General features: G+C 66.8%; 27 protein-coding genes. 8 read left to right on the forward strand and 19 right to left on the reverse strand.

What is annotated here, in order from left to right:
- Window positions 1–16 precede the first annotated feature (16 nt).
- Both ACQEV1_RS01125 and ACQEV1_RS01130 read right to left on the reverse strand, forming a co-directional pair.
- A complete protein-coding gene (locus tag ACQEV1_RS01125) occupies window positions 17–1,141 on the reverse strand; it encodes a sensor histidine kinase (protein ID WP_433390151.1) in 1,125 nt (374 codons plus the stop codon).
- Entirely contained in the window at window positions 1,141–1,809 is a 669-nt protein-coding gene (locus ACQEV1_RS01130; RefSeq protein ID WP_285629096.1) for a response regulator transcription factor, read from the reverse strand. Before ACQEV1_RS01130 ends, ACQEV1_RS01125 begins: the two co-directional genes overlap by 1 nt.
- A 102-nt stretch (window positions 1,810–1,911) precedes the next feature.
- Between ACQEV1_RS01130 and ACQEV1_RS01135 the strand changes: the two genes are divergently transcribed.
- The gene (locus ACQEV1_RS01135) at window positions 1,912–2,526 is read left to right on the forward strand and encodes a TetR/AcrR family transcriptional regulator (protein ID WP_433390153.1); all 615 of its coding nucleotides are present in this window, start codon (window positions 1,912–1,914) and stop codon (window positions 2,524–2,526) included.
- A 40-nt stretch (window positions 2,527–2,566) separates the two neighbouring features.
- Here ACQEV1_RS01135 and ACQEV1_RS01140 read toward each other — a convergent pair whose 3' ends face one another.
- The 6 genes from ACQEV1_RS01140 to ACQEV1_RS01165 all read right to left on the reverse strand — a co-directional run bounded on the left by ACQEV1_RS01140 (window position 2,567) and on the right by ACQEV1_RS01165 (window position 6,727).
- The gene (locus ACQEV1_RS01140) at window positions 2,567–3,142 is read right to left on the reverse strand and encodes a TetR/AcrR family transcriptional regulator (RefSeq protein ID WP_433390155.1); all 576 of its coding nucleotides are present in this window, start codon (window positions 3,140–3,142) and stop codon (window positions 2,567–2,569) included.
- Window positions 3,135–3,614: a MarR family winged helix-turn-helix transcriptional regulator gene (locus tag ACQEV1_RS01145; protein WP_285629090.1), complete on the reverse strand. Its 480-nt coding sequence runs from the start codon at window positions 3,612–3,614 to the stop codon at window positions 3,135–3,137. The genes ACQEV1_RS01140 and ACQEV1_RS01145 overlap by 8 nt, the downstream gene beginning before the upstream one ends.
- Window positions 3,611–3,778, reverse strand: coding sequence for a hypothetical protein (locus ACQEV1_RS01150; protein ID WP_433390159.1), 168 nt, complete (start codon window positions 3,776–3,778; stop codon window positions 3,611–3,613). Before ACQEV1_RS01150 ends, ACQEV1_RS01145 begins: the two co-directional genes overlap by 4 nt.
- Window positions 3,779–3,857: 79 nt before the next feature.
- The gene (locus tag ACQEV1_RS01155; RefSeq protein WP_433390162.1) at window positions 3,858–4,646 is read right to left on the reverse strand and encodes an alpha/beta fold hydrolase; all 789 of its coding nucleotides are present in this window, start codon (window positions 4,644–4,646) and stop codon (window positions 3,858–3,860) included.
- Between the two features lie 82 nt (window positions 4,647–4,728).
- Window positions 4,729–6,168, reverse strand: coding sequence for a dihydrolipoyl dehydrogenase family protein (locus tag ACQEV1_RS01160; protein WP_285629085.1), 1,440 nt, complete (start codon window positions 6,166–6,168; stop codon window positions 4,729–4,731).
- Window position 6,169: 1 nt separating this feature from the next.
- Window positions 6,170–6,727: a hypothetical protein gene (locus tag ACQEV1_RS01165; protein ID WP_285629083.1), complete on the reverse strand. Its 558-nt coding sequence runs from the start codon at window positions 6,725–6,727 to the stop codon at window positions 6,170–6,172.
- Between the two features lie 308 nt (window positions 6,728–7,035).
- On the opposite strand from ACQEV1_RS01165, the gene ACQEV1_RS01170 reads away from it, so the two are divergent.
- From ACQEV1_RS01170 to ACQEV1_RS01190, 5 genes are all read left to right on the forward strand, one after another.
- Window positions 7,036–7,593, forward strand: coding sequence for a hypothetical protein (locus ACQEV1_RS01170; protein WP_433390167.1), 558 nt, complete (start codon window positions 7,036–7,038; stop codon window positions 7,591–7,593).
- A 21-nt stretch (window positions 7,594–7,614) separates the two neighbouring features.
- Window positions 7,615–8,238: a chorismate mutase gene (locus ACQEV1_RS01175; protein WP_433390170.1), complete on the forward strand. Its 624-nt coding sequence runs from the start codon at window positions 7,615–7,617 to the stop codon at window positions 8,236–8,238.
- A gap of 101 nt (window positions 8,239–8,339) precedes the next feature.
- Window positions 8,340–9,752, forward strand: coding sequence for an FAD-binding oxidoreductase (locus tag ACQEV1_RS01180; protein WP_433390173.1), 1,413 nt, complete (start codon window positions 8,340–8,342; stop codon window positions 9,750–9,752).
- Window positions 9,753–9,862: 110 nt separating this feature from the next.
- Entirely contained in the window at window positions 9,863–10,648 is a 786-nt protein-coding gene (locus ACQEV1_RS01185) for an SAM-dependent methyltransferase (protein ID WP_433390176.1), read from the forward strand.
- Between the two features lie 449 nt (window positions 10,649–11,097).
- Complete coding sequence (locus tag ACQEV1_RS01190; protein WP_433390179.1) at window positions 11,098–11,625, forward strand: TetR/AcrR family transcriptional regulator; 528 nt, start codon at window positions 11,098–11,100, stop codon at window positions 11,623–11,625.
- Window positions 11,626–11,891: 266 nt separating this feature from the next.
- Here ACQEV1_RS01190 and ACQEV1_RS01195 read toward each other — a convergent pair whose 3' ends face one another.
- The 6 genes from ACQEV1_RS01195 to ACQEV1_RS01220 are packed head-to-tail and all read right to left on the reverse strand — an operon-like array spanning window position 11,892 to window position 15,854.
- Window positions 11,892–12,878 (reverse strand): S-4TM family putative pore-forming effector, encoded by a 987-nt coding sequence (locus tag ACQEV1_RS01195; RefSeq protein ID WP_433390181.1) that lies wholly within the window; start codon window positions 12,876–12,878, stop codon window positions 11,892–11,894.
- Window positions 12,875–13,741: a CBASS oligonucleotide cyclase gene (locus tag ACQEV1_RS01200; protein ID WP_433390184.1), complete on the reverse strand. Its 867-nt coding sequence runs from the start codon at window positions 13,739–13,741 to the stop codon at window positions 12,875–12,877. The genes ACQEV1_RS01195 and ACQEV1_RS01200 overlap by 4 nt, the downstream gene beginning before the upstream one ends.
- A 14-nt stretch (window positions 13,742–13,755) precedes the next feature.
- Complete coding sequence (locus ACQEV1_RS01205; RefSeq protein WP_433390187.1) at window positions 13,756–14,259, reverse strand: hypothetical protein; 504 nt, start codon at window positions 14,257–14,259, stop codon at window positions 13,756–13,758.
- A complete protein-coding gene (locus ACQEV1_RS01210) occupies window positions 14,256–14,741 on the reverse strand; it encodes a hypothetical protein (protein WP_433390190.1) in 486 nt (161 codons plus the stop codon). The genes ACQEV1_RS01205 and ACQEV1_RS01210 overlap by 4 nt, the downstream gene beginning before the upstream one ends.
- Complete coding sequence (locus tag ACQEV1_RS01215; protein ID WP_433390192.1) at window positions 14,728–15,645, reverse strand: AAA family ATPase; 918 nt, start codon at window positions 15,643–15,645, stop codon at window positions 14,728–14,730. Before ACQEV1_RS01215 ends, ACQEV1_RS01210 begins: the two co-directional genes overlap by 14 nt.
- Window positions 15,642–15,854 carry a hypothetical protein gene (locus ACQEV1_RS01220; protein WP_433390195.1) on the reverse strand — a complete coding sequence of 71 codons (213 nt, stop codon included), beginning with the start codon at window positions 15,852–15,854 and terminating at the stop codon, window positions 15,642–15,644. The genes ACQEV1_RS01215 and ACQEV1_RS01220 overlap by 4 nt, the downstream gene beginning before the upstream one ends.
- Before the next feature lie 248 nt (window positions 15,855–16,102).
- Here ACQEV1_RS01220 and ACQEV1_RS01225 point away from each other — a divergent pair, with 248 nt between their 5' ends.
- Both ACQEV1_RS01225 and ACQEV1_RS01230 read left to right on the forward strand, forming a co-directional pair.
- Window positions 16,103–16,432, forward strand: a complete 330-nt coding sequence (locus ACQEV1_RS01225; protein ID WP_433390198.1) for a hypothetical protein — start codon at window positions 16,103–16,105, stop codon at window positions 16,430–16,432.
- A gap of 71 nt (window positions 16,433–16,503) precedes the next feature.
- A complete protein-coding gene (locus tag ACQEV1_RS01230) occupies window positions 16,504–17,628 on the forward strand; it encodes a helix-turn-helix domain-containing protein (RefSeq protein ID WP_433390201.1) in 1,125 nt (374 codons plus the stop codon).
- A gap of 123 nt (window positions 17,629–17,751) precedes the next feature.
- On the opposite strand, the gene ACQEV1_RS01235 is transcribed toward ACQEV1_RS01230, so the two are convergent.
- The 5 genes from ACQEV1_RS01235 to ACQEV1_RS01255 all read right to left on the reverse strand — a co-directional run bounded on the left by ACQEV1_RS01235 (window position 17,752) and on the right by ACQEV1_RS01255 (window position 22,784).
- Window positions 17,752–18,486 (reverse strand): DUF6082 family protein, encoded by a 735-nt coding sequence (locus ACQEV1_RS01235; protein WP_433390203.1) that lies wholly within the window; start codon window positions 18,484–18,486, stop codon window positions 17,752–17,754.
- A 16-nt stretch (window positions 18,487–18,502) separates the two neighbouring features.
- A complete protein-coding gene (locus ACQEV1_RS01240; RefSeq protein WP_433390207.1) occupies window positions 18,503–19,102 on the reverse strand; it encodes a DUF6879 family protein in 600 nt (199 codons plus the stop codon).
- Complete coding sequence (locus ACQEV1_RS01245) at window positions 19,095–19,364, reverse strand: hypothetical protein (RefSeq protein WP_433390209.1); 270 nt, start codon at window positions 19,362–19,364, stop codon at window positions 19,095–19,097. Before ACQEV1_RS01245 ends, ACQEV1_RS01240 begins: the two co-directional genes overlap by 8 nt.
- A gap of 325 nt (window positions 19,365–19,689) precedes the next feature.
- The gene (locus ACQEV1_RS01250) at window positions 19,690–21,438 is read right to left on the reverse strand and encodes a recombinase family protein (protein ID WP_433390211.1); all 1,749 of its coding nucleotides are present in this window, start codon (window positions 21,436–21,438) and stop codon (window positions 19,690–19,692) included.
- 1,097 nt (window positions 21,439–22,535) lie between these two features.
- Window positions 22,536–22,784, reverse strand: a complete 249-nt coding sequence (locus tag ACQEV1_RS01255) for a DNA cytosine methyltransferase (protein WP_433390213.1) — start codon at window positions 22,782–22,784, stop codon at window positions 22,536–22,538.
- Between the last annotated feature and the right edge of the window lie 1,239 nt (window positions 22,785–24,023).

A 24,023-nucleotide genomic window follows, 5' to 3' on the forward strand; every position in this document is an offset into this window, starting at 1 on the left:
GCGATACGCGCGATCACTACGCCGCCGGCGGCGGTGCCTGCGGCTCGCTGGGAAGTCGGATCGTGACGATGAGGCCGCCGGCGGGGCGGGGGGTGAGGTCGAGGGTCCCGTCATGTGCTCGGACGATGCTGTGCACGATGGCCAGTCCGAGGCCGACACCGGCGTGCTCGTCGGTGCGTGCGCGTTGTGTTCCGCGTTGGAAGGGTTCGGTGAGGGTCGGTAGCAGTTCCGGCGGGACTCGATGGCCGGTGTTCTCGACTCGCAGCACGCTCGCGTCGTGTCGCGGTTCGGTGTGGATCGTTACGGTGCCGCCGCCGGGGAGGTTGTGGACGATGGCGTTCTGGATGAGGTTGGTCGCCATCCGCAGGATGAGCGCGGCGGAGCCGAATGCCTGCGTCCTCTCGCCGGTGACGTCGAGAGTGATCTGGCGTTTTTCGGCGAGGGGAAGCAGGGTTTCGGCGGCTTCTTCGGCGATGAGGGACAGGTCGACGGGTTCGCCGGTGAAGTTCTTGCGATCGGCGCCGCTGAGTAGCAGGAGGGCCTCGGTGAGGTCGATCGCCCGTGTGTTGACGGTGTGGAGGCGTTCGATGAGTTCGCCCTGGTCCCGCGTGGGGTCGTTGCGGGCGACGTCGAGGAGTGCCTGGGAGATCGCCAGGGGGGTGCGCAGTTCGTGGGAGGCGTTCGCGGCGAATCGGCGCTGTTCGGTGACGTGGGATTGCAGTTGTTCGAGCATGGTGTCGAACACGTCGGCGAGTTCGCGGAACTCGTCGTTGGGGCCCGGTAGCCGGATCCGGTGGGACAGCGATCCGTTCGCCGCCATCCGTGCCGCCTCGGTGATCCGTGTGAGGGGTGCGAGCATCCGGCCGGCGAGGATCCACCCTCCTACGAGACCGAACACCAGCAGGAAGGCCAGCGCCATGGCCATCGCGGGGGCGAAGCCGCGCAGAACCTCGGAGCGGTTGGGCCCGGTGATGATCACGGCGCCGAACCTTCTCTGGATGGATCTGGCGTTGATCTCGGGTAGCCAGCGCAGCACGAATATCCACACCACGGCCAGCAGGAGAGCGCCGGCGAGGAGGAGGAATCCGGCGTAACTGATGGTGAGTTTCAGGCGGGCGCTGAGCCCTGGGCGTCTGTTCATCAGTCCGTGCCGGTGTCGATTCGGTAGCCGACGCCGGGCACCGTGGCGATGAGCCGTGGTTCGCCGAGTCTCTTGCGCAGGGCCGAGACGGTGATGCGGACGGCGTTGGTGAAGGGGTCGGCGTTGGCGTCCCAGGCCCGCTCCAGTAGCTCTTCGGCGCTGACGACACCGCCTTGGGCGGCGACGAGGACTTCGAGCACGGCGAACTGCTTGCGGGTGAGCGCGACATAGCGTCCGTCGCGGAAGACCTCCCGGCGGAACGGGTCCAGCCGCAGCCCCGCGATCTCCCTGACCGGGGGCCGGGCGTGCGCCCGCCTGCGGTCCAGCGCCCGCAGCCGCATGACGAGCTCGCGCAGCTCGAACGGTTTGGTGAGGTAGTCATCGGCGCCGAGCCCGAACCCCGAAGCCTTGTCATCGATCCGGTCGGCGGCGGTGAGCATCAGGATCGGGATGCCGCTGCCGGAGGCGACGATCCGCCGGGCGATCTCGTCCCCGGAGGGGCCGGGGATGTCACGGTCGAGGACCGCGAGGTCGTAGGAGTTGACGCTGAGCAGTTCCAGGGCGGTGTCACCGTCGCCGGCGATGTCGGCGGCGATCGCCTCCAGCCGCAGGCCGTCACGGACGGCTTCGGCCAGGTAGGGCTCATCCTCCACGATCAGCACACGCACCATCGAAGCCTAAACAGCGCGACATATCGCCGACGTATGCGAACCCACCATGTTCAGGGGCCTCGGGATACTGAACGTTCTATCGATTAGACTTCCCCCACGATGGCGCACAACGCTCAAGGTCAGGTTTCCGAAGCACGATCGCGGCTGCTCGAGACCGCCACCCGGCTCTTCTACGCCGAGGGGATCCACTCCGTCGGGATCGATCGGATCGTCGCGGAGGCGAAGGTGACCCGCGCGACGCTGTACCGGCACTTTCCCGGCAAGGAAGAACTCGTCGTCGCGTACCTGCAGGCGGTCCACCAGGCTGATCGCGATCAGGTCGGCCAAGCCCTCGGCAGCGACCAACCGGCCGCCGACATCCTGCGAGCCATCGCCAAGTCGATCGCCAACGGTATCCAGTCAGCCGCCTTCCGTGGATGCGCCTTCCTCAACGCCGTCGCGGAGTATCCGGATCCCGAGCATCCCGTTCACAAGACCGTCCTCGCTCACCGCGAGTGGTTCCTGAACACCGTCACTGATCTGCTCGCGCAAGTCGGCGAGACGCCACCCGAGCTCGCGGCCCGGCATTTCGTCATGTTGCGGGACGGGGCGATGGCCGAGGGCTGCCTCTCCGACCCGGTGGAGGTCTGCGACACGTTCCTCCAGGGTGTCGACGGAATCCTGCAGCACCGCACCGGCTCCACGTCTGGCGGGTCCGGGGCGAAGATCGCCTGAGAGCCAAGGCTCCGACGATCAGACCGCGACCCGCCGCCTGCTAGACGACGCGGGCATCCTGGTACTTCAGCAGACCTTCGACCCCGCGGAGAAGCGTGCGGCAGATCGGCTCCGGGTCGGCGAGGGAGCCCGCCGCCATCGCCCCGTCCCGCAACATGACGAAGTGCCTCGCGGCGGGATCGGGTGCGGTGGCCCCGGCGTGCGTCATCAGATCGGTGATCGTGCGGAGGAACCACTCGCGGTGGACGAGAACGGTTCGGTGCACGGGGTGCGCGGGGTCAGGGTATTCGGCCGCGGCGTTGAGAAAGGCGCAGCCGCGGAACCCGGGAGCCCGGATATCGGCGGCGATCGACTCACCGACGGCTCGTACGACGTCGGCCGAGGACTCTTCCCGGGCGGCGGTCTCGGCCAGTTTGGCGCGAATGGCCTTGTCGACCTCTCTCAAATAGGCGACGACAAGGTGGTCCTTGCTCGGGAAGTGCCGGTAGAGAGTCGCGCGAGTCACCTGCGCCTCGGCCACGATGCGGTCGATGCCGACGGAGTGAAGCCCCTCGGTGTAGAACAGGCGGCTCGCCGTGCCGAGCAGCCGCGACCGCGCCGGAGAACGGTCACCCACGGACGTCACCGCCCGTCGTCACGCGGTGCCGAGCCGGCCCGGCGGCACTGCCGTTGAACTTCGCGAGGAGTTCGGCGAAGGTGCGGACATCGCGTTCCGGCCACGACTCGAGAAGCTCACCCAGCCGCCTGCCGCGGACGTCCTGGACCTCGGCAACGCGGTGGCGGCCCTCGTCGGTGAGGCCCACCAGATAGGCCCGGCCGTCGTTCGGCACGGGAAACCGCTCTATGAGGCCGAGCGTCTCCAGCAGCTGGAGCCGGCGCGAGACAACGGGAGACGCTATGCCCATGTGCTCGGCGATCTCAGTGGGCCGGCGCCGCCCGCGGTCGGCCAGGTGAGCCAGCAGGCCGTAGGTGGCGGCCGTGAGATCCGGGTGGGTCTCACGGCCGAGCCGTCCTGACGCGGCGCCCTCTTGGCGCACGAAAACGGCGACCTCGCGTTCGAGGTTCGCGATCGTTTCGCCGGGGATCATCGCGGCCCGTCCCCGATGCCGAGCGGTCCCATGGCCAGTGCGAGCTGCCCGTACGCCGTGTCCTGCCGGGTGAGACCGAGCAGCGCGAGGCCGGCCTGCCCGATCCGCGCGCGAGTCATCGGCACGGTCCCGGCCTGTGCGGTGGTGTCGACTTCGACGGTCATGGGTCCCCTTGCCCGGTCGCATTCTGGTTCGAGATGTCCCGCGGACGTCCGGCGGGGCGGCGGCCGCCGGACGCAGAGGTCACCGCGCGGCTTGCTCGATGATCTTGGTGACGGCGTCGGGACGGCTGAGCATGACCGCGTGGGAGGCATCCACCTCAGTGGTGCGCGAGTGGGCCCGGGCGGTCATGAAGCGCTGCACGTCGGGGCTGATGGCGTGGTCCTGACGGGTGATGAGGGCCCAGGAGGGAATGCTGCGAAAGCCCTCATCGACGCTCGAATCGGTGACGGCCCTGGTGTTGGCGGGCCGCTGGGTGACGGCGAGGTCCGTGGCGGTGGCCTTGTCGAGGTCACCGGCGAAGGCGGTGCGGAACCGCGCCGGGTCGATGGTGACCTCCGTGCCGCCGGGAACCTCAGTGGAGACCAGCGGCAGCGCCGGGGTCGACTTGGCGGCGAGCTCACCGATGGTCTCGCCCTTGGCGGGGATGAACGCGGCGATGTAGACCAGGGACTTGACGTCGGGGACGGAGGTCGCGGCGTTGGTGATGACGGCGCCACCGTAGGAATGGCCGACCAGCACCTTGGGACCGTCGATCGTGGACAGGTAGCTGCTGACGTAGGCGGTGTCACTGGTCAGGCCCTGCAGCGGATCGGCGATGGCCCGCACGGGATAACCGTCGCGGGTCAGCCGCTCGATGACCGGGTCCCAGCTCGAGGAGTCCGCCCACGCTCCGTGAACGAGTACGACGGTCGGCTTCGGGCCGTCATCCGGCTTGCCAGGAGTCGCCGCCACGGCCGACAAGGTCGCCGTGAGCAGGCCGAGTGCGGTAACACCGACGATCGCGGCACCGCGGAACAAGCGAAAACGCATGGCAGATCGAACCTTTCGGGAAGTTGTAGTGCTGTCGTCTCGTCCCGCCGCCATCGCGACGGGGCGGATCTCTGCCGAGCGGTCAGCGGCCGTAGGCTTCCAGCAGCCGGAGCCACACCTCGCTGACGGTGGGGAACGCCGGAACCGCATGCCAGAGCCGGTCCAGCGGAACCTCCCCGACGACCGCGATCGTCGCCGCGTGCAGCAGTTCCGCGACGTCGGGACCGGCGAGCGTGAACCCGACGATCACCTTCCGGTCCTCGTCGACGACCATGCGCGCGTGCCCCCGGTACCCGTCGGCGTGCAGGGCGGATCCGGCGACGGCGCCCAGGTCGTGGTCGACGACCCGGATCCGCAGTCCGGCGGCCGCGGCCGCGGCCGCGGTCAGTCCCACGGACGCGATCTCCGGTTCGGTGAAGACCACCTGTGGCACCGCACGTTCGTCGGCCGTTGCCGCATGCCGGCCCCATCGGCCGTCCTCGACCGCTTCGCCCTTCGCGCGTGCCACGATGACGTCGCCCGCGGCGCGGGCCTGGTACTTGCCCTGGTGCGTCAGCAGCACGCGCCGGTTGACGTCACCGGCGGCATACAGCCAACCGTCACCGATCGGCGCCCCGTCGTCCCCGAGGACGCGCAACGTGTCGTCGACCGTGAGCCAGGCGCCCGGCGTCAGACCGATGTGGTCAAGACCGATGTCCTGGGTGTTCGGCGTACGGCCGATCGCGACGAGGAGTTCGTCGGCTTCGATCTGCTCACCGTCGGTGAGAGCGACGGACACGGTTCCGTCGTCGTCGCGCTTCACGGATCCGGCCTCAGCACCGAGGCGTACCGACACACCGGCGTCCCGCAACGACTCGACGACCCGCTCGCCGGCGAACGGCTCCGCGAGCGGCAGCACACCGTCGCGGGCCAGCATCGTCACCGAAGCCCCGAGACCGGCGAACGCGGTCGCCATCTCCGACGCCACCACGCCACCGCCGATGATGGCGAGCCGGCCGGGAACCGCACTCGCGGCAGCCGCCTCCCGGCTGGTCCACGGTGCCGCCTCGCGCAGACCGGCGATGTCCGGGACCAGCGCGCCGCTTCCAGTCGCGATCACGACCGCGTGCCGTGCGGTCAGCGAGGTGGTCGCGCCGTCCTCGCCGGTCACCTCGACGACCCGGGTGGAGCTGATCCGCCCCTGCCCGCGGTACAGCGAGATCCCCGCCTGGCTGAGCCAGGACACCTGCCCGTCGTCCTTCCAGTTCGAGGCGAAGGAGTCGCGACGACGGAGCACGGCCGCCGTGTCCAGGTCACCCGTCACCGCCTCACGGGCGCCGGGCACGTGCCGGGCCGCCCGGAGCGCGGCCGCGCTCCGCAGCAGCGCCTTGGTCGGCATGCAGGCCCAGTAGGAGCATTCGCCGCCGACCAGTTCCCGCTCGACGATCGCGGCTCTGAGGCCGCCCTGCGCCACCCGGTCGGCGATGTTCTCCCCGACCGGACCCGCGCCGATGACGATGACGTCGTACGTCGTGGTGTCCATGTCAGCGCTCCTTGGCGGCGCGGCCGAGGCGCAGCGCCGAGATGAGGAAGAAGATGCCCCCCAGCACCGCGTAGCCGGCGATGTTGGCCAGCGACGGGTTCGCCGCGGAGGCCGACGTGACGAACGAAGCGCCGGCGAGCACGGAGATGCCACCGCTGAGGATCATCGGCCACTGGCCGCCCATCGTGCGGCGCGCGGCGCCCACGATCAGCTGCACGAGCCCGGAGACGATCGCCCAGGCGCCCCACACGCGCAGGACGGCCGGCACACCGGACGCGCAGGCGACGGCCACCCCGATGGCGGCGAGCAGGCTGATCGCGATGTTCACGTACAGCCCGCGCGCCGGCCCGGTGGTGCGGGACGAACGAGTGTCCACGACTGCCGCGGCCACGTCGAACAGGGGATACACGACGAGCAGGGTGGCGCCGACCGGCCCGAGGTCCGACTTGGTGGCGAACAGCAGGAGGGCCCAGACGATGGCGAACCCGAACCGAACGAGATACAGGCGGCGTAGAGCCGGCGCGATCCCGCGGGGGATGGATGAGGCAACGGCGGTCACGACGATCCTTTCGAACAATCAGCGGACAAGGGCTATGCGGGTCAGCGAACGCCCGCCGCCGGCCTCCTCGACCAGATGCTTGAACCACCGGATCCGAGACTGACGAGACCGAACGTTCTATCGCGGCCAACGATGGCACGGCTCCTCCGAGACGTCAAGACAGAACGTTCTACCTTCTACGTTTATTGGAGTAGAACGTTCTGTCTTGACAGTGCATGGCAGAGTTGCCATGCTCGTCCAGACAGAACGTTCGTTCTTTACCCGCTGAACGTGCTTCCCTGCGCCACACCACCGTTGAAAGGGCCACTGTGACCACAATCGCTTCGAGCAGCATCGCCGGGACCGCTTACACCCTGCGGCGGCTGTACTTCGTCCGCTTCGGATTCGCCATCCTCTGGGCCCTCGTGATGTTCACGACCGCCTCGAAACTGGGTCCGCTCGCGGTCACTCTGCTCGTGCTGTACCCGCTGTTCGACGTGGCCGCCGCCATCGTCGACGCCCGCGCGTCGCGTACCACCGGATCGCCCGTGCTGCTGTATGTGAACATCGTGGTCAGCCTGCTCACCGCCGTCGGCGTGGCCATCGCCTGCGCGTCCGGTATTCCGGCGGTCCTGAGAGTGTGGGGCGCCTGGGCGGTCGTCGCCGGGCTGGTCCAACTGATCGTGGGCATCACCCGTCGCACCATGGGCGGCCAGTGGCCGATGATCATCAGCGGAGCGATCTCCGTGCTCGCCGGTAGCTCGTTCATCATCGGCGCCTCCGCGGAGAACCCGACGCTGACCAACGCGGCCGGCTACGCCATCCCCGGAGGCGTCTTCTTTTTGATCTCGGCCATCCGCCTCAGCCGCGCCGCGAAGGAGGGCTGACAGTTGAAGTCGAGCAGGACCGTGGCACGCGGCCTCGCGGTCACCGCACTGGTGGTCGGCGTGACCAGAGTGAGCGTTCCCCAAGCCGACGCCGCAGGTGCACCGGCGAACGCCGAATCCTCGACCGGCGCCCTCCAGCCGGGCAGGTCGCTCGGCAGGCTCGGCCCATTGACCGACCTCATCATCCAGCGGCTCCGCGTGAGCGATGACGTGGCAGCGTCCAAGTTCGGCACCGGCTCACCGATCGACGATCCCGCGCGCGAGCAGCAGGTTCTGGAGCAGGTGCGAAACCAGGCCGGCGACCTCGGGCTCGATCCGGTTTCGGCAACGGCCTTCTTCCAGGACCAGATCACCGCGAGCAAGGTCGTACAAAAAGGATTGTTCACACGCTGGGCCGCACACCCCGAAGAAGCCCCGACGACCCGTCCCGACCTAGGACAGATCCGCACGCGGCTCGACCAGTTGACCGCGGACCTGCTCCGCGAGTTGAAGGCCACGGTCCGATTGCGCGCCGAGCCGACGGCATGCACTGTGCAACTCGCCGTGGCCGCCGGTTCGGGCGCGGCGCTGGAACGGCTGGACGCCCTTCACCGCCAGGCGCTCACGGGGGCGGTGCACTCCGTATGCGCCGCCCACGTGAACTGAGTTATGTGTAGTGAGCGATACATACACGCGAAATATGACACGACGCCTCGCCGCGTTGTCGTTCGTTCGAACAACCCCCTTGACCTGTGGCAGGAGTGTCCATGCCGTCTCGTCCCGACGTCGATCGCAGTGATGAAGTGAACGCCGCGCTGTTGGCAGATCTGCGGTCCACGATCAGCTCAAGCCGCGTGCTCACCGGTGGTCCGGAGTATGAGAGGTCCGTGACGCTGTTCAACGGGGCAGCCGACATCCGTCCCGCCGTGGTCGTGCGGTGTGCGACCGCGGCCGACGTGCAGGCCGCTGTACGGGCGGCCGGCGAGCACGGCGTGCCGGTGTCGGTACGCGGTGGCGGACACGATTTCTGGGGGCGGGCGCTTCGCCCCGGGGGACTGGTCATCGATCTGGCCGACATGCGCGGAGTCCGTGTCGACGCCGACCGGCGAGTCGCGACGGTGGAAGGTGGCGCGCTCTCGTCCGACGTCGTGGCCGCCGCCGAGCGGGTGGGCCTGACCGCCGTCACCGGGACGGCTGGCGCCGTGGGCATGGTCGGGATCACGCTGGGCGGCGGATACGGCCCGCTGACCGGGCGGTTCGGGCTCGCGGCCGACAATCTGCTCGGCGCCGAGGTCGTCCTCGCCGACGGCTCCCGAGTGGACACTGACGCCGAACACGAGCCTGACCTGTTCTGGGCGTTGCGTGGCGGGGGCGGCAATTTCGGTGTCGTGACGTCGGCGCGGATTCGTCTGCACCCCGTGCCGACCGTCGTGACCGGAACCATCTTCTACCCGATATCGCAGGCTTCTCGCGTTCTTGGCGATCTCGGCGAGATCCTCCAAGGCGGTCCGGACGAGTTGACGGTGGACGTGGGTCTTCTTCCCAGCGCGGACGGAGCCCCTGCGGTCTACGTCGCGCCCACATGGTCGGGAGACCTGGACGAGGGAGCTACCGAGAACGGGCCGGTGCACGCGCTGACCCGGCTGGGCATGCCATTGCTGGTCGACATCGGGCGGACTACTCGTTCCGCCGGGCTGGCTGCGACGGATGCCATGTTCCCGGTCGGGCGGATGGGCGCAATTCGTTCCCGCAACATATCCGGCATTTCTGCCTCCATTACCGATGTTCTGGTGCAGGGGGCCCATGCGTTCACCTCACCGTTCTCCGCGATCCTGCTGCACCAGTTCCATGGGGCCGCCGCCCGGGTACCGCTCGACTCGACGGCCTTCGGCCGACGCGAGCCCCACCAGATGGCGGAGCTGATCTCGTTGTGGGAGAAGGGCGACGACAGCGCCGGTGAGGGCGGGGCCCGGCATCTACGCTGGGTCGAGCGGTTGCATGCGGCGCTCGAGCCGTTCTCGCTGCCGGGCGGATACGTGAACTTCCTCGGCCCAGAGACCCCGGATCAGGTCGCCCACTCCTACGGGCCGAACACCGAACGCCTGCTCGCCATCAAGTCCGCGGTGGACCCGGACTCCATGTTCGTCGGCACACCGCTTCCCTGCACGCCTGCCCTATGACCAAGACGGTGAAGGCAACAAGCCGATCCGGTCAACCCGTGCAGGCGATCCTCAGCCACAGTGCACGCGTGGGACTCGCGCCCGAGGTTCCGCGTAGGAAGGAATGTCCAATGACCGCCGGCGTATCCCGCCCCGGCATCGACACCGGCAAGCCCCACCCCGCACGTGTCTACGACTGGTTGCTGGGCGGCAGGGACAACTACCCCGTCGACCAGAAGGTCGGCCAGGCGCTGCCCGAGGAAACGCGCGGCAACGCGACACGGAACCGGGCGTTCATGCACCGCGCCGCCGCCTGGCTGGCGAAGAACGGCGTCGACCAATTCCTCGACATCGGCTCCGGCATCCCCACCGAGCCCAACATGCACCAGATCGTGCAGGCGATCGCGCCCGACGCCCGGATCCTCTACGCGGACAACGACCCGAGCGTCCTGCCTCACGCGGAAGCGCTGCTGACCAGCACCCCGGAGGGTGTCACCGACTTCCTCCACGCGGATGTGCGGCAGCCCGCGGCCATCCTGGAACTCGCCGGTGCACAGCTCGACTTCGAACGCCCCATCGCCCTGTCTCTGATCGCCCTCCTGCACTTCCTGACCGACGACGAGGACCCGTACGGCATCGTGCGCACCCTCGTGGAAGCACTTTCTCCGGGCAGCTTCCTGCTCCTCTCGCACGGGACGGCCGACCAGCACCCGGAGTGGAAGGGGAAGATCGAGGCCGCATACGAGAAGGGCGCGATCCCGCTGCGGTTGCGTAGCCGCAGTGAGGTCGAACCCTTCTTCGAGGGACTGGAGCTCGTCGCACCGGGACTGGTGTTCGCCACCGAGTGGTACCGGGAGGACCCGGCGCCGGCACCCGAGCGCAGCGGCTTCCACGTCGGCGTCGCCCGGGTCCCCTGAGCGGTCACGGCCCACCGCGGCCCCCTGGTTCGCTGCGCCAAGCCACGGCGGCTGCGGGGGACCACGGCGAGGCCGGCGGCTGGCATGCCATACCAACGGCGGCAACGCCTACGACGCGGACCGGATGACAAAGACTCTCACCGCGTACGGCCTGCGGGACGAACGGCGATTCCCCACGGTGCCGGGCGGGCCCGTGCTGGTCGCGGCGCGACGCGTCTGAAGGCGATGCCGCCGGAGACCGCACGTGCGGTTGACGGGCGCGGTGCAGGCTCTGGGGCCGCGTGGCGGCTCGGCCGACCCGTTTCGGTTCAGGTAGTACGCAGGCAGAAGGGATGACCGGCTGGGCTGGCGTACACACGGGAGCCGGCGGAATCGAGGTCGGTGGCGTCGGTGGGGCGCAGCCGCCGGCCGCCGCACGAGAAGCGCTCCTGGCCGAGGATGACGTTCACGTGGACGAGATCGCCCGGCGGGCCGGCGTGGCGATCGGCACCCTCTACCGCCACTTCGACACCCGTGAAGCCCTCATCGCCGAGGTCTACCGCCAAGAGGTCGTGGAGCTCTGCGCGACTCCCGCCAGGCTGCTCGCCCGGCAACCTCCCGAGGAGGCACTGCGCACCTTCTTGCTGCTGCTCGTGGAACACGCGGCGGTCGGCAGAGGCATGGGCGAGGCGCTGGAGAGCATCATGGCGACCGACTCGCCCGTCTTCGGCGAGGCCCGCGAAAGGATGGCGACGGCACTGGACGAACTTCTCCTCGCAGGCGCCGCAGCAGGCGTCATCCGCACCGATATCACCGGCCGGCTGGTTCTACGCGCCCTCGGCGGAGTCTGCGGCATCCGCACCACCGGCTGGAAAGACGACGCGGCAACCATCGCCACGATCCTCTACGACGGCCTACGCCATAAAAACAGCGAGCCACCTGGAGCCGCACAGGCCGCCACCCAAAAGATCTACGGACGGCCCCGCAACCAGAGGTAGCCAGACCGACCCGCAATCACAGACAACAACCCGCGGGGGGCGTGGGGGGCGAAAGCCCCCCACCTCGGGGGGCTCCGGGGGGTCGTCCCCCCGGGAGAAATGACGCGGACCACCGGGGAAGCCCCCAGAAGGGGGGCGACCACGATGGCCCAGTCTCGCGTGGGCTACCGACGAAACTCTTTGACCAGCAGCGGCGCAGGGGCGTGTCCATCCTGGATTCCACGCCAAGCAAGATCATCTTCCACTGGCGTCCGGGCCTGCTACGGCTATGCGGATGTTGAGCTGTTCCGGGCGAGACGGCGGCGGTGTCCTTCGGCAGTGTTAGCGAAGTCGCGTTCGTCGCCGTCGCGGTAGTGGCGGTAGAACCATTCGGGTACCCGGGTGGGATCCAGGCGGGTGCGGAGGACGCCGTCCTGGACGTCGCGAGCGACGTCGCGCAGGCGCTGCCACTCGGGATCGGGGATTGGGCCGGGCCGTGCGTTGTGCAGTTCGGTGTTGACGGTCTTGGCGAGGCGTTCGCGTTCGTCCGCGAGGCGCTGTTGGCCGGCCCATATCTCGATGGCGATCTGGTAGGCGGCCAGCGAAGGAACGAAGAAGCTGAGCAGCGTGTCGGGCAGAGTCGTATCCGCGATCGCCAAACCTGCTGCCAGGCCGCAGGCGGTCCATGTGACCGCGGCGGCTGCGACCACGTAGCTATAGCGGCGGCGCAGCCGGGTGTCCCAGGCCAGGTTCTGTTCCTGGGCGATGAGCACGTCGTACGGGTGGTGGACATCGGCTGTGGAGTCGTACCAGCCGTCGGTGATGCGCTGGTCCTTGGCCGAGCCGCGTTGTAGCTTCCGGTCGAGTCGGTGGATGTCGGGGTCGGGTACGGGGTCGCCCGCCACAGTGGAACGCCAGGGCAGCAGGAACAGCGTGGTGTCGAACATCTCCTGAAGCAGCGCGCCCTGGCGTGCAGTGGCCGCCGCCATACGCTTGAGCAGGAAGGCGGAGATCAAGAACCACACGAACCCGGCGATGGACACCCAGGGCCGCCCGTGACCGAGCAGGGTAGCCAGGACGCCGGCGGCGGCGAGGACGGCGGCCGCTCCGACCCGGATGGCCTCGATGAACTGCCCCCGCTGATGGCTTGCCGACGCGGCACGCTGCAAGCGCAGCATCTCGTCATCGAGTTGCCGCTCGTGGATGGGGCGTGCGGGCACACCGTGTACGCCGCCGTGGGCAGCGGCGTACGAGGGGGTACCGGGGGTGGTCATGGCCGGGTCATCCGGCCGCCGAACAACTTCTTCCACTGCTCGTAGGAGGCGTGCTCCTGGTCCTCGTCTGCCAGGTCAACCGCGCGTTCGGCGATGACCCGGGCCTGGTTGAGGGCGTCGGCGGCGAGCCGCTTCTGCGTGGCGTTCATGACCGCGTTGACGTCGCCGCCTAGGCCCGCAGGATCGGGCCAGACATCGAAGATACGCTCGGCGGCGGTGGCCAAGAACAGCACGATCTCGTCCTGATAACGGCCGAACGGTGGCTTGATCAGCTGCTGCGCCATGACCTCGAGCAGAAACGACGGCGAGACTGGCTCACCCAACTCTCGGTTGATCCCCTTAATCATCTTGACGAGCGGCACGTACTTGCCGCCGCACTCCTCGTTCTTGGCGATGCTGAGCTCGTGGTGCCGCTTGGGATTGGTCGCCAGCCAGTTGCCCGCCGAGGGGTTGGGGATGAAGTAACCCTCACCCTCGCGTTCGAAGGCGGGCACCACGTCGATCGACATGACCTCGTCGTCGGGGCCGTAGGGAATGACGACCGCCATGCCGTCGCGGTGGGCGCCGTCCCACTTGCGGTGCAGCAGTGTCTCCAGAGCGTCGATCACCTGGATCGGCGACTGGTCCCGGAATTTTCCCTGCGGGCCGTCGACGTCGATGACGATGAAGATGTCGATGTCCTTGAGCTTCTTGGTCTTGGTGTCGCGGCGGTAGCTGCCGGTCAGGAAGTCGTCGGTCAGATCCCAATGCACTTTTACGAAGTCGCGGATGGCCGCGTGCCGTGCCTTGGCCAGATCCTGTTCCGTCTTGGTGATCTCCAGGTTGTTCTTGAGCTTGGTGAAGGCGTCGTCGATGTAGCCCATACCGGTCCTTGTTCCTAGGTGTGCAGGTAGCGCATGCCGGCCGAGGCGTGCGGCGCCGAGCCGAGCGTGCCGAAGGTGATGCCACGCAGTCCGTCGGTACTGGCTCGCAGCCCCGGGCCCCACCCCGGCTGGGGGGTACGGGGGCCGTTGAAGCTGCAGAAGAGCCGGTACGTGGTGCCCGCAGGGACGTGGTCGAGCTTGGTGCGGAAGCGGGCCATGCGCGCGCGGGACGCGGTGAACTCCGCATCACCGGAGCCGGATGCGGTGTAGGAGACCGGGAACTCCAGCACCGGTGCCACGATGCCGGAGGGCTGGTGGCATTCCAGCACGACCATGTCGAGTGAGCCTTCTTCGATCCACGCCTTGAGCGCGTTCTCGTTCTGCACCCAGTCGTTGGTCAGCCGGCTGGTGCCGATGCCGAGGTCGGACAGAATGTCGGCGATCGCGCCAAGGATGACGTCGGTCAGGTGCGTGGCGGTATGGGTGCGGGTGTAGCTGTAGGTGTGGGTGGTGGTCATCGCCCTGCGGCCCTTCGCAGCGCGTCCTGGTCGATCAGCGAGCCGGAGCCGGCGGCGGCCTGCGTCGGCTGCGGCACCTTCCGCGGCGAGGCCGCGGACAGGCGGGGATGACCGTCGGCGGCGGCCTCGACCAGGCCCTCCAGCGGGCTGGGGGAGGGCAGGTAGACCGTGAAGTCCTTCGCTCCCGCCGCTCCGGGGACCGGGTTGAGGTTCTCCTGCAGCGTCAGGGCCGCCGTGCCGGACACGGTGCTGATCTGGCAGTACACCATTCCGGTGATCAGGGTGACCGGGCGGCGGTCCAAATGGCCTCCGGCCACCAGCATCCGCCCGACCGGCGCGGCCGCATCCATGGCCTGTTCGGCCTCCGCGCGGGTCAGAGACGAGGAACGCTCGACAGTGTCGGCGACCAGCGTCGCGATCACTGCCCAGGTCGCGCTCGCGCTGCGCACTGGCGCGGCCGCCACCTCCCTAGTGCGCAGCATTGGCGGCCTCCACATGCGTGGTGTCACCGTCCGTGCCGCTGACCGCGTTGCGGATCGCCGCGGAGAGGTCCTGCTCGGTGAGCACGCTGGGGTCAAGGACGGTGTCCAGCCGCTGGGCCAAGGCCTCGAACACCACTTTGCGGGTCCGTCGACCGTCCAGGCCCATGGCGGCCTGGGCGAGACCGTCCAGTCCCGGCGCCTCGGCTAGCGCCCGCAGCCCCGGATACGTGCCGGCCAGGGACAGCAGCGTGGACGCCAGAATCTCCCGTAGCGCTGTGGCCTGCGGCAGCGGGACGAAGATCGCGGCGTCCGATCGCGACAGGAATGCCTCGTCCAGCGCGGTGGTGAAGTTGCTAGTCGCGACGAAGAACAGGTGCGGATACCTGTCGGCGTTGAAGTCCAGCGCCGTGAGCACCGCGTCGGTGGCGCGGTGTACGTCGGCCGGGTTGGCGGCCAGCGAGGCCGCCGACCTGGCGACCGCCATCGACTCCACCTCGTCGAGGACCACCACGGTCGGAATGCCGTCCGATGCCAACGCCGGCACGTACTCGGTCAGCAGCTCGCTGACGCGCTGCTGTGATACCCCGTGCTCCGGGCTCATCAGCCCGTGCGGGTCGATCTCGATCCGCCGGACCTTGCCGCCCGCGACATAGGCGGCGATCTGCGCCGCCAGACCCCGGGCCAGGGTGGTCTTGCCCGTGCCGGGCGGCCCGTACAGCGTGCACAGCCCATGCAGCGCCGTCACTGCGAACGACACGACCGGCCGCACTGTCAAAGACAACAGAGCCTGGTTACGCAGCCGCTCCTTGATGTCGCCCGACACGATGATGGCCTCCCACAACCCGCGCTCCGCCGAGTCGGCGCCCACCACCTCCTCCGCCAGCACGCACTCATGGATCTTCATCCGGCCTCTCCGTCCTCCACCCACTGACCGCTGATGAAGGTGCCCCGCCCGGGGCACTGGTCGACGCGCTCGAAGGAGCCAGCGCAGGGCACGTCGGGCTTCCACGGAACCGGGTCATAGCCCAACGCCGCCACTTCCTTGATGATCTCGACGCTGTGGCTGTGCCCAGCGTCGCTCCTCCCCTGCACGCCTGGCTCGACCCCCGCCATGTTTCCCCTCTCCCCGTCACACACCCAAGGTGGATTCGCGCCATACACACGAGCGGCGATGGCACCCAACAAGATCATCTACGGCCTTGCTGCCAGCGTTTAAGTGATCTCATGAACCCAGCAGGTGCATCTGATCTACCCAACGAGCCAGAGGCTAGCATGGAACTCGTAGGTTCATGCGATTTGAAGGACCGAGGCTCTATACGATGCATTCCGGTAGGTGGGCATGCGACGGCTGAGGTGGGCGGTTGAAGGTCTTCTTCTGCAGCACCGACCTCGCGCGTAGGTGCGCGGACGAGGCCACGAGCGAGCGCACTTATGGGCGAGCACTGGCGTCGGTGCTGCACCGGCGGCTCGGCGAGATGGTGGCCGCCACGCACCTGGCCATGCTCCGGCGAATTCCGGCCGCACGGCTGCGTTCCGACCCGGCGCAGGAGGGCGGGCTGCTCGTCGCCCTCGGGGAGGGAGCAGACCTGCGGGTTCAGCTCCGCAGCGGCCTCGTCCCGTTACTCCTTGACGGGAGTTTGGACGAACAGAAAGTCACGGAGCTTCTCGTGACCGAGGTGGCCGTCGCATGATGGGTAGAACACCCGAGGCACATCCCCCTGCGGCATCCACCGCCCGGCCCACACCGAGGGGAGACGACGCGATGAGCGCCGGCGCCGACCAGATCACCTACGAGGTACGGAACGCGAAGCCGCCCGGGGAGACCCTGAAGGAGAACCTGGACTTCCTAGGCATCAGCCAGGCCGACCTCGCGCGGCGAACCGGCCTATCAATTAAGCATATTAATCAGATCGCTTTGGGTGCTGCTGTCCTCACCCCCGAGACCGCGATTCTGCTGGAACGCGTCTTGGACGTTCCCGCCGACGTGTGGAACGCCTTGGAGGCGAGCTGGCGCACCCAGGAACAACGTCGCCAGGATGCTGCAGCGCTTCAGGAGAGGTTGTCGTGGCTGGACAACTTCTCCCTGCGTGAACTGGTAGCACGCCGCATCATCCCCAATCGGGCGAAGACGGTCGACAATCTACGCCTGCTTTTGGAATTCCTGGAGGTTGGTACACCAGAGGCCGCCGAGAATGTATGGGGAAGCTACAAGGTTGCATTCCGCCGCTCGACAACCAAGGTCCCCGACGACTATGCCACCGCGGTCTGGCTCCAGCTGGCCCTGCGCTCCGCTCGCGAGATTAAGTGCGATCCATACAGCCGAGGAAAACTTATCGCTCTTATCCCAAAGATACGGGCTCTCACCCTGACCGAACCAGCACACTGGCTCGCTGAACTACCAAGAATATGCGCCCAAGCGGGCGTCGCCGTGGTCTTTGAGCCGGCCATGCCAAGAACTTTTCTGTCAGGCGCCACCCGCTGGCTGGCTACGGACAAGGTCATGCTCGCCCTCAGCGACAGATTCAAAAAAATCGACCAGTTCTGGTTTGCCTTCTTCCACGAAGTCGGACACATCGTTCTACACGGAAAGCGTCTAACCTTTCTCGATGAGAATCCCGCCGCTCAAAGCGGTGTCTCCGCCGAAGAGGAGGAGGCCAATAGGTTCGCCGCCGACACCCTTATACCTCCCGCCTACGCCGAGCAGTACCGCCGACTCAGCGAGCACCCCAAACCGTTCCGCAACATCGAAGCATTTGCCAAGTTCGCACAGATCGCCCCTGGAATCGTCGTGGGACGGCTGCAGTATGAGGGCAGACTGCAGTGGAGTGAAGGCCACAGAATGCTTACTTCCGTCGACTTCACATCACACAAGACCTCCGACGAATGAACGCCGCTCGCCGTCCGCTGCTGACCATGTAGGCCAACGCGTCTGGCAGGGTCAGCCCCCAGCGTTCAGCGAATTCGCCCCATCCGAAATCACTGTCGGGCGAAGCCAAACAGGCCGAGCTCTTCAAGGCCTCTTACCGCGCCGGATGAATCGGATCACCACACCAAGGCCGACGATCGCTGCGCCGATGGCGAGCGTACCTCGCTGACGGCGGTCTGCGCCGCGTGAAGGTTCTTCCGGCTCGGGCGGCGGTATGGCTGGAGTTGGGAGCAAACGCTGGTATTGATCGTCAATGATCTCGTGAAAGCGCCGATTAAGTTTGGTCTCTGACGTATCAAGGCGCGCCTGACGCGCAAGGGACCAGAAGTCTCTTCCGATGGTGCCAGAGAGGAATTCAGTGGCCAGCAGCTTGAGGTGGTCGTCTGTCAGCGTACGCGTCGCGTAGGACATCTCCCACTGGGAAAGGATCATATTCGCATACATGCTTTGACGCTGCTGGATGAATGGATCCGACAGTCCCGATGGGCCCCAGACCTTGTTGAGTTCAGGGTCGTTCATCGCCATCTCCAACAGGCGGATGTGCGATTCACGGATCGCCTGAAGCCGGAGAGCTCTGGAGTCGCGTGCCTGGAGAGCCAGAGTCACGGCGACGCCTATGACGGCCAGCACTGACAGGATGGCCGATGCAGCACCGTACGTCTGGCCGATCGCGCTCAGGCGATTCCAATGACTCGTCGAGCCATGGAAGACATCGAGCGCAAGCGGCGAAGCGCCGATGAGACCAACGCTCAGCACCACGATGAGCAGCAGGATAACGATCAGCGAGACCCTGCTCGAACCCGGCGCGCCGCGCCGCATATCAAACTTTCCCTCGTCAGAGCGCGGGGGCAGGAAGTGGAGCTATTTCTCTCGCGAAGTAATCGAGCAACGGCTCGGCAGCAGCGTACAGGTCGGCCACCTCCCTGCCAGCCTCCGTGATCACCTGTGGATCATCGATCCGTCGAGCACCGTACGCCGTTCCCTCCACGTCATACAGCACCTCGAAGAGGACCCGGTCCCCGAGGATCACGATCTCTGGCAGTAGGCGATCGGCTTCCAGATACCGGACACTGGATGCATCGATGACTCGCAGGTCCTCGCCGGCTTCGGCCAGGAGCCGGAAGTACTGCATCTCCCACTGGAGATACGGCGTGACCGGATGCTCCACCACACGGAGTCGCCGCGACTCCACTCCGAGGCTCTCGTCTTCGGCGACCTTCGCGCGCACCGTGTCGCGTTCGCGCTCGTTGAGTTCCAGCGCGCGGTCCCAGTCGCCCGCAGCGAACGCCTCCCAGCTCGGCATGCCGGGCTCCCGGAAGATCTGCCGCCGTTCCAGCTTCCAGAAGACGATCTGCTTGTATGCCTCATCAAAGGCGTCTGAGTAAGAGGCCAAATCCAGCTCGGGCCCCGATATGTCAGGTATGAGATCAATCATCGGGAAGTTCTGGTTTGGCCGCAATGACCATGTTCCGTGGGATCACAACCAGCCGCTCGTGAGCTCCGACAGATACATCATCCGGCAGACGGTCGGCGAAAGCCTCAGTCACGTCGGTTCCGACGATAGCGATGTCGCCGTTGCTCAGCTCCCACACGTCGGGGCAGGTCTTGCCCTGACTCGTATTGCCTAACTCGGCCGCAGACTTCCCGAGGCGTCGTACGAACGTCGCGCCGGAGTCAACCGACCATCCCTGAGTCATCGCTACCCCTCACCTCCGCTGTCCGAAGGATCGCACTCGGCGTGAGGCGCCGCAAGGAAGGAAATCACCGAAATCCAGGTTGCAAGCGCCGATACCAATCAAGATGCGGATGCTGTCGCGATGATGACTTCGCTCACCGACTGTGCTGTAGGCACTGCTGGCCTTGGCGACCTGGACACCTACGACTTCGACCCGCAGCGCTGGGATCAGAGGCCGCCGGCAAGCGGGTAGCGCGGGGACCCGATCACCACGGTGTCGCTGACCTCGAAGGGCGTGTCATCACACCCGGTGAACGTTCATGGTTCGGCGCGGCCTCTCCTGCATCTCACCTGCCCTGTGTCGCCTTCGCGGACATCGTGATCGTGTCTTCCCGGATCATCACCTGGATGGTCGCTTCGTGGCGAGTCCGGTTGTACAGGACCTTCAGGTGGAAGGCGTCGTAAAGCTTGCGTTCGAGGCCTTCCGGGAGTTCGGTCAAATCGACCCGCAACCGAGAGATCTGATCGAGTAGGTCGGCGGCATCTCCAGCTGTTGGTGCATCGATGTTGATCTGGTCGAGTTCGGACTGCTTGGTGCGCCGTTCAGTGGTGAGCTCGGCGAAGCGTCGTTGGATGGATTGCCGGTACTCCCGGTCGGCGTCGGCGTCGGCGGTGGCTTCGAAGTTCTCCAGTTGGTCGATGAGGTTTTCCTTGCGGCGTTGGAGTCCTGCGAGTTCACGAGTGAGTTGCTTGTGCCGGTCGGTCGCGCTGTCGTTGCGTTGATCTTTGGCGGAACGCTGAAGCGGGGCACGAAGGTGCCGCCGACGGTCCGGGGCGAACATTCGCTGGGTGAAGAAGCTTCGAACGGCCTCCAAGAGAATCTCTTCGCGTACCCACAGGCTCTTGGGGTGATCGCCGAACCAGTCGGCGCGTCCCTTGTGATGTTGCCGCTGGGGCTCGCACGCGAGATAGGCGATGGCGTGTCTGGTCTTCCCGAACATACGGCGGCCGCAGAGGTCACAGGTGACATAGGAACGCAGCCGGTAAGAGCGCTTCGCCTGTGGGTGGTGATTAATTCCGGCGCCCGTGCGGGAGCCCTGCCGGTACTTGGCCACCGGTGAGGCGGCTTTGAACAGTTCCTCGGTGACCAAAGGCTCATGGGTGGGGCGTGGCGACCAGACCCACTCGCTGGGCGGATTGCAACGACCACCCTTCTTGCTCGCTCGGCGATTCCAGACCATGTGGCCGGTGTACTTCGGATTCGCCAGAATGCCGCGGACTGCGGAACCCGTCCATCGGCCGACCGCACGCCGCGGATCGACGGGTTCGGGAGGCAGGTGCCGCGTGAGATCGGTGTTCAGTCGATCGGCGATCTCGTCATAGCCGAGCCGTTGCAGAGCCCGCAGCTGGAAGATCAGGGTCACCGTCGGCCCTTTGGCCGGGTCAAGGACCAGACGGGTCTTGGTCTTGCCCTCCGCCCGCCTCGCCGGCACAGGATGCGGACGCTTTTCAGCCAGGTAGCCGTATGGAGGGCGGCCGATGTTCCAACCCTGCTCGGTGTGCTCGCAGAAGCCGTCCCAAGACAGTTCGAGCATCTGAACGACGCACCACTCGGCGATGGCCTGGTTGATCCTCCGGGTGAGGATCGGGCCGGCTCGCTTCCGGGACCGCTGACCGCCTCCGGCAGCCGGAGCGATCGGCTCGTTGGCCGCCAGGAGCAGCACGCCGTTCTGCTCGAGCTCGTATTCGATCTTCGTGCCGAAGTAGGTGCGGCGCGCCACCCGGTCGATCGACTCGCAGATGACGGCAACGAAACGCCGGTCTGGCCGACCAGCTTCCGCGAGGAGATCCTGGATGCCGCCGTCGCGCGGGATCGCGATGTCGAACTGCTCATGGGCTCGGCTGTACCCACGATCCCCCAGTTCTTTGCGGCCCGACTCCACGTCGTAGAAGTGGGCGACGATGACGTATCCGTCAGGGAGCGCTTGCCGCGACTTGCGCAGTTGCCGGGGGAGGGAGAGCGATGGGTCTTGCTGATCTTCGGTGGACGTACGGCCCAGCCAGGCCACTGGCACCGGTAGCCCGGCGTCAGCCACCCCCTCAAGCGGATCCGAGCTCTCGTCGCCTCGCCTCCAGGGCAGAACCACGTCGGCGGCCTCGGCAGGTCGGGTTACTCTCCCAATACCGGTGGGGCGGTTTGCCGATGTTGCCATAAAAGAATCTCCCGTATCACCGCGAGTTGACGGGCTTCTAACGCCTCGCCCTCGCTTCCGCCCACCGCGACGAACTCTGCACGAACCGTCAGCGCTTGATCGCTGCCGTCGTTCTCGCTGACAGCGGACTCGCTCAGCCCAGTGACGCCAGCCTCCCGAGGCAGCGCGTCCGTGCCGTTCCCGTCACCGTACGGAGCTGAACCCGATTCGGGAGCCCCTGAGCAGCCCTTTTGCGGCCCGGGAGTCATACGACCCCACCAGGGCCAGCTTCAGAAGCGACAGCCGCCCGGCAACGGCTGCGATTCCATCCCTGTTTATCCACAACCTGTGGACAGTCGAAAGACGCGAACGAATAGCTAGCATTTCCGCCTCTTGCCGCCTTGCGGTGCCGCCTGCCGAAGTCTTTCGCATCGCCGCTGCTCAACAGCAGCGTGATCTTCGCGCGACGTTCGGACGAAGCTCCCGCGACTGGCGTGCGGCGCTCGATTCCGGATCGCGCGGTCACGAGAGGCATCCAGCGGAGCCGGGCGTGTCAGCAGGCAGGTTGCCATCGAGCTCGCGGAGGGCGGTGATGGCCTGTAGAGGTACGACGCCGTTGCCGAGCAGGCGCATCTGGGCGGTGCGGGTGAAGGGGAGGCCGGTGACCCGACCAGCGGCCAGGCACATCATCCATTCGACGAACCGTGCGCTCAGGCGCGCCTGTTCCGGTGGTGCCGGTTTCGGTGGGTTGGGGCGCGGGGCGGCCGACGATCGCTTCCCATCTGCGGATCGCCGGCTCGTACACGCCCCATTCGACGGAGGTCGCCAGTGCGGCAGGTTGAGTGCCGCTGAGGGCAGGGTGAGGTCGCCTTCGGAGCCGTGCTGGTTCGAGCTGCCTTTGGTCGCGTCGCTGGCGCGAGGGGCTGGCAGGAATCGTACGGCAATACTGATCGGCATAGCGCAGCTGGGCTGCTGCCGGCCCCTGCAGCCCAGGCAGGAGATCAACGTCTCGCCATCGTTGGCGTTGCAGGCGTCGGCGTGGGCAGCAGGTCGGCACACGCCACATCGCACAGGTTCACCTGGCGCCCTTGCTGTCCGCGGCGCTGGGCACAGGGCCGGCCGCGTGATTCGTGGGCTTGCGGGTGGGCAGCAGCGATGAACATGCGGTCGCGGCGGTGCGAGGCTCCTACGTCGACGGCACGTACGCACGTCCATGTCGTTTCGTACCCGAGCGCGGCCAGGTCCCCCAAAAACAGTGGCGAGTCCGCGTGTTCGCAGGGCGGCCACGTTCTTCAGAACCACGAGTCCGGGTCGTAGTAGCCGAAGGGCTTCGGCGATGATAAGCCACAGCCCACTGCGGGTTCCCTCCCTGATCCCGGCGCCCGGCCGGCGTGGCTGATGTCTTGGCAGGGGAAACCCGTGTCGAACGCCACGTAATTTCCCAATGATGGTGCTCAAGTAATTCCCCAGGTCCTGGCCCTGTTGTCTGTTCTACTCGATGGTCTCCTTCCCGGGGGTGAGGACGCGCCCTGGGCGTTTATTCGACCGATAGCTTGGGCCGTTCATGAAGGCTAGCGACGAGTCGCGTGCCGGAAACTTTGGCGCGGGCGATCAACCGTTTGCTCGACCGCGAAGTGGTTCGAGATCCACTTCGCTACGTCGTACCGGTGACACGCACTATCCGGTTACGCTAGGCCAGTCTGGCTACCCGGCTAGTTCACCAATCCGTTCGAACTTCCCGCCACGGAGGATTCAAGGACATCTCAGCGAGATCTACACGCCAGCCCCTTTGTGGCCGACACTATCTGTCCGTGGCCACGTGTAGCGTCTCGAACAACCCAGGATCGAAGCCACTGGGGCGGATGCGCGGGGCTACTGTGCGGCCGATGGAGGGAGGCAACGGTGAGAGGAATCGTCGGCGGACGTACCGAGACCAGTGATTACCCGATCGGCTGCCGCTGGAATCCCGACGCGATCACCGAGCGACTCCGATACATCGGCCATCTCTATGACTTCGGACGCCTCGTAGACGTCCGGCGCAAGGATTGGCGCCAGACCCTCGATGACGTCCCCGAGCACTACCCACAGCCTCTACCGCCTCGGGTGGTCGCATACCTGGACCGGTCATTCGTCGAGAAGTCGTCAGTCGTCTACCGAACCTCATTCGACCCGCTGTGCGGTTACGGGGTGACGGACTGGGTGCCTGCCGACCCAGCGATGACATACTCCACCTTAGCCCCGCTGACTACCTGCGAACGGAGGGGCAACTCAGGTGGCTGCTCAGCTACGACGACTACCGATGCTCACACAAAGCACGTGGCTGTGTGCGTGCAACCGCATGACCCCATCGGAGGTCGACCGCGAGGTGCTCGGTGTACGCCGCTGGCGAATCAGCAAGCCTCTGGTAACTACCCGCCACACGGCAGCCGGCCGCGCAGGAAAACGATCCGCTGACGAGCTATTGATTATGACGCTCCCCCTCATGACCG

The organism is Actinoallomurus sp. CA-142502, from assembly GCF_050936355.1.
Taxonomy (GTDB): Bacteria; Actinomycetota; Actinomycetes; order Streptosporangiales; family Streptosporangiaceae; genus Actinoallomurus; species Actinoallomurus iriomotensis.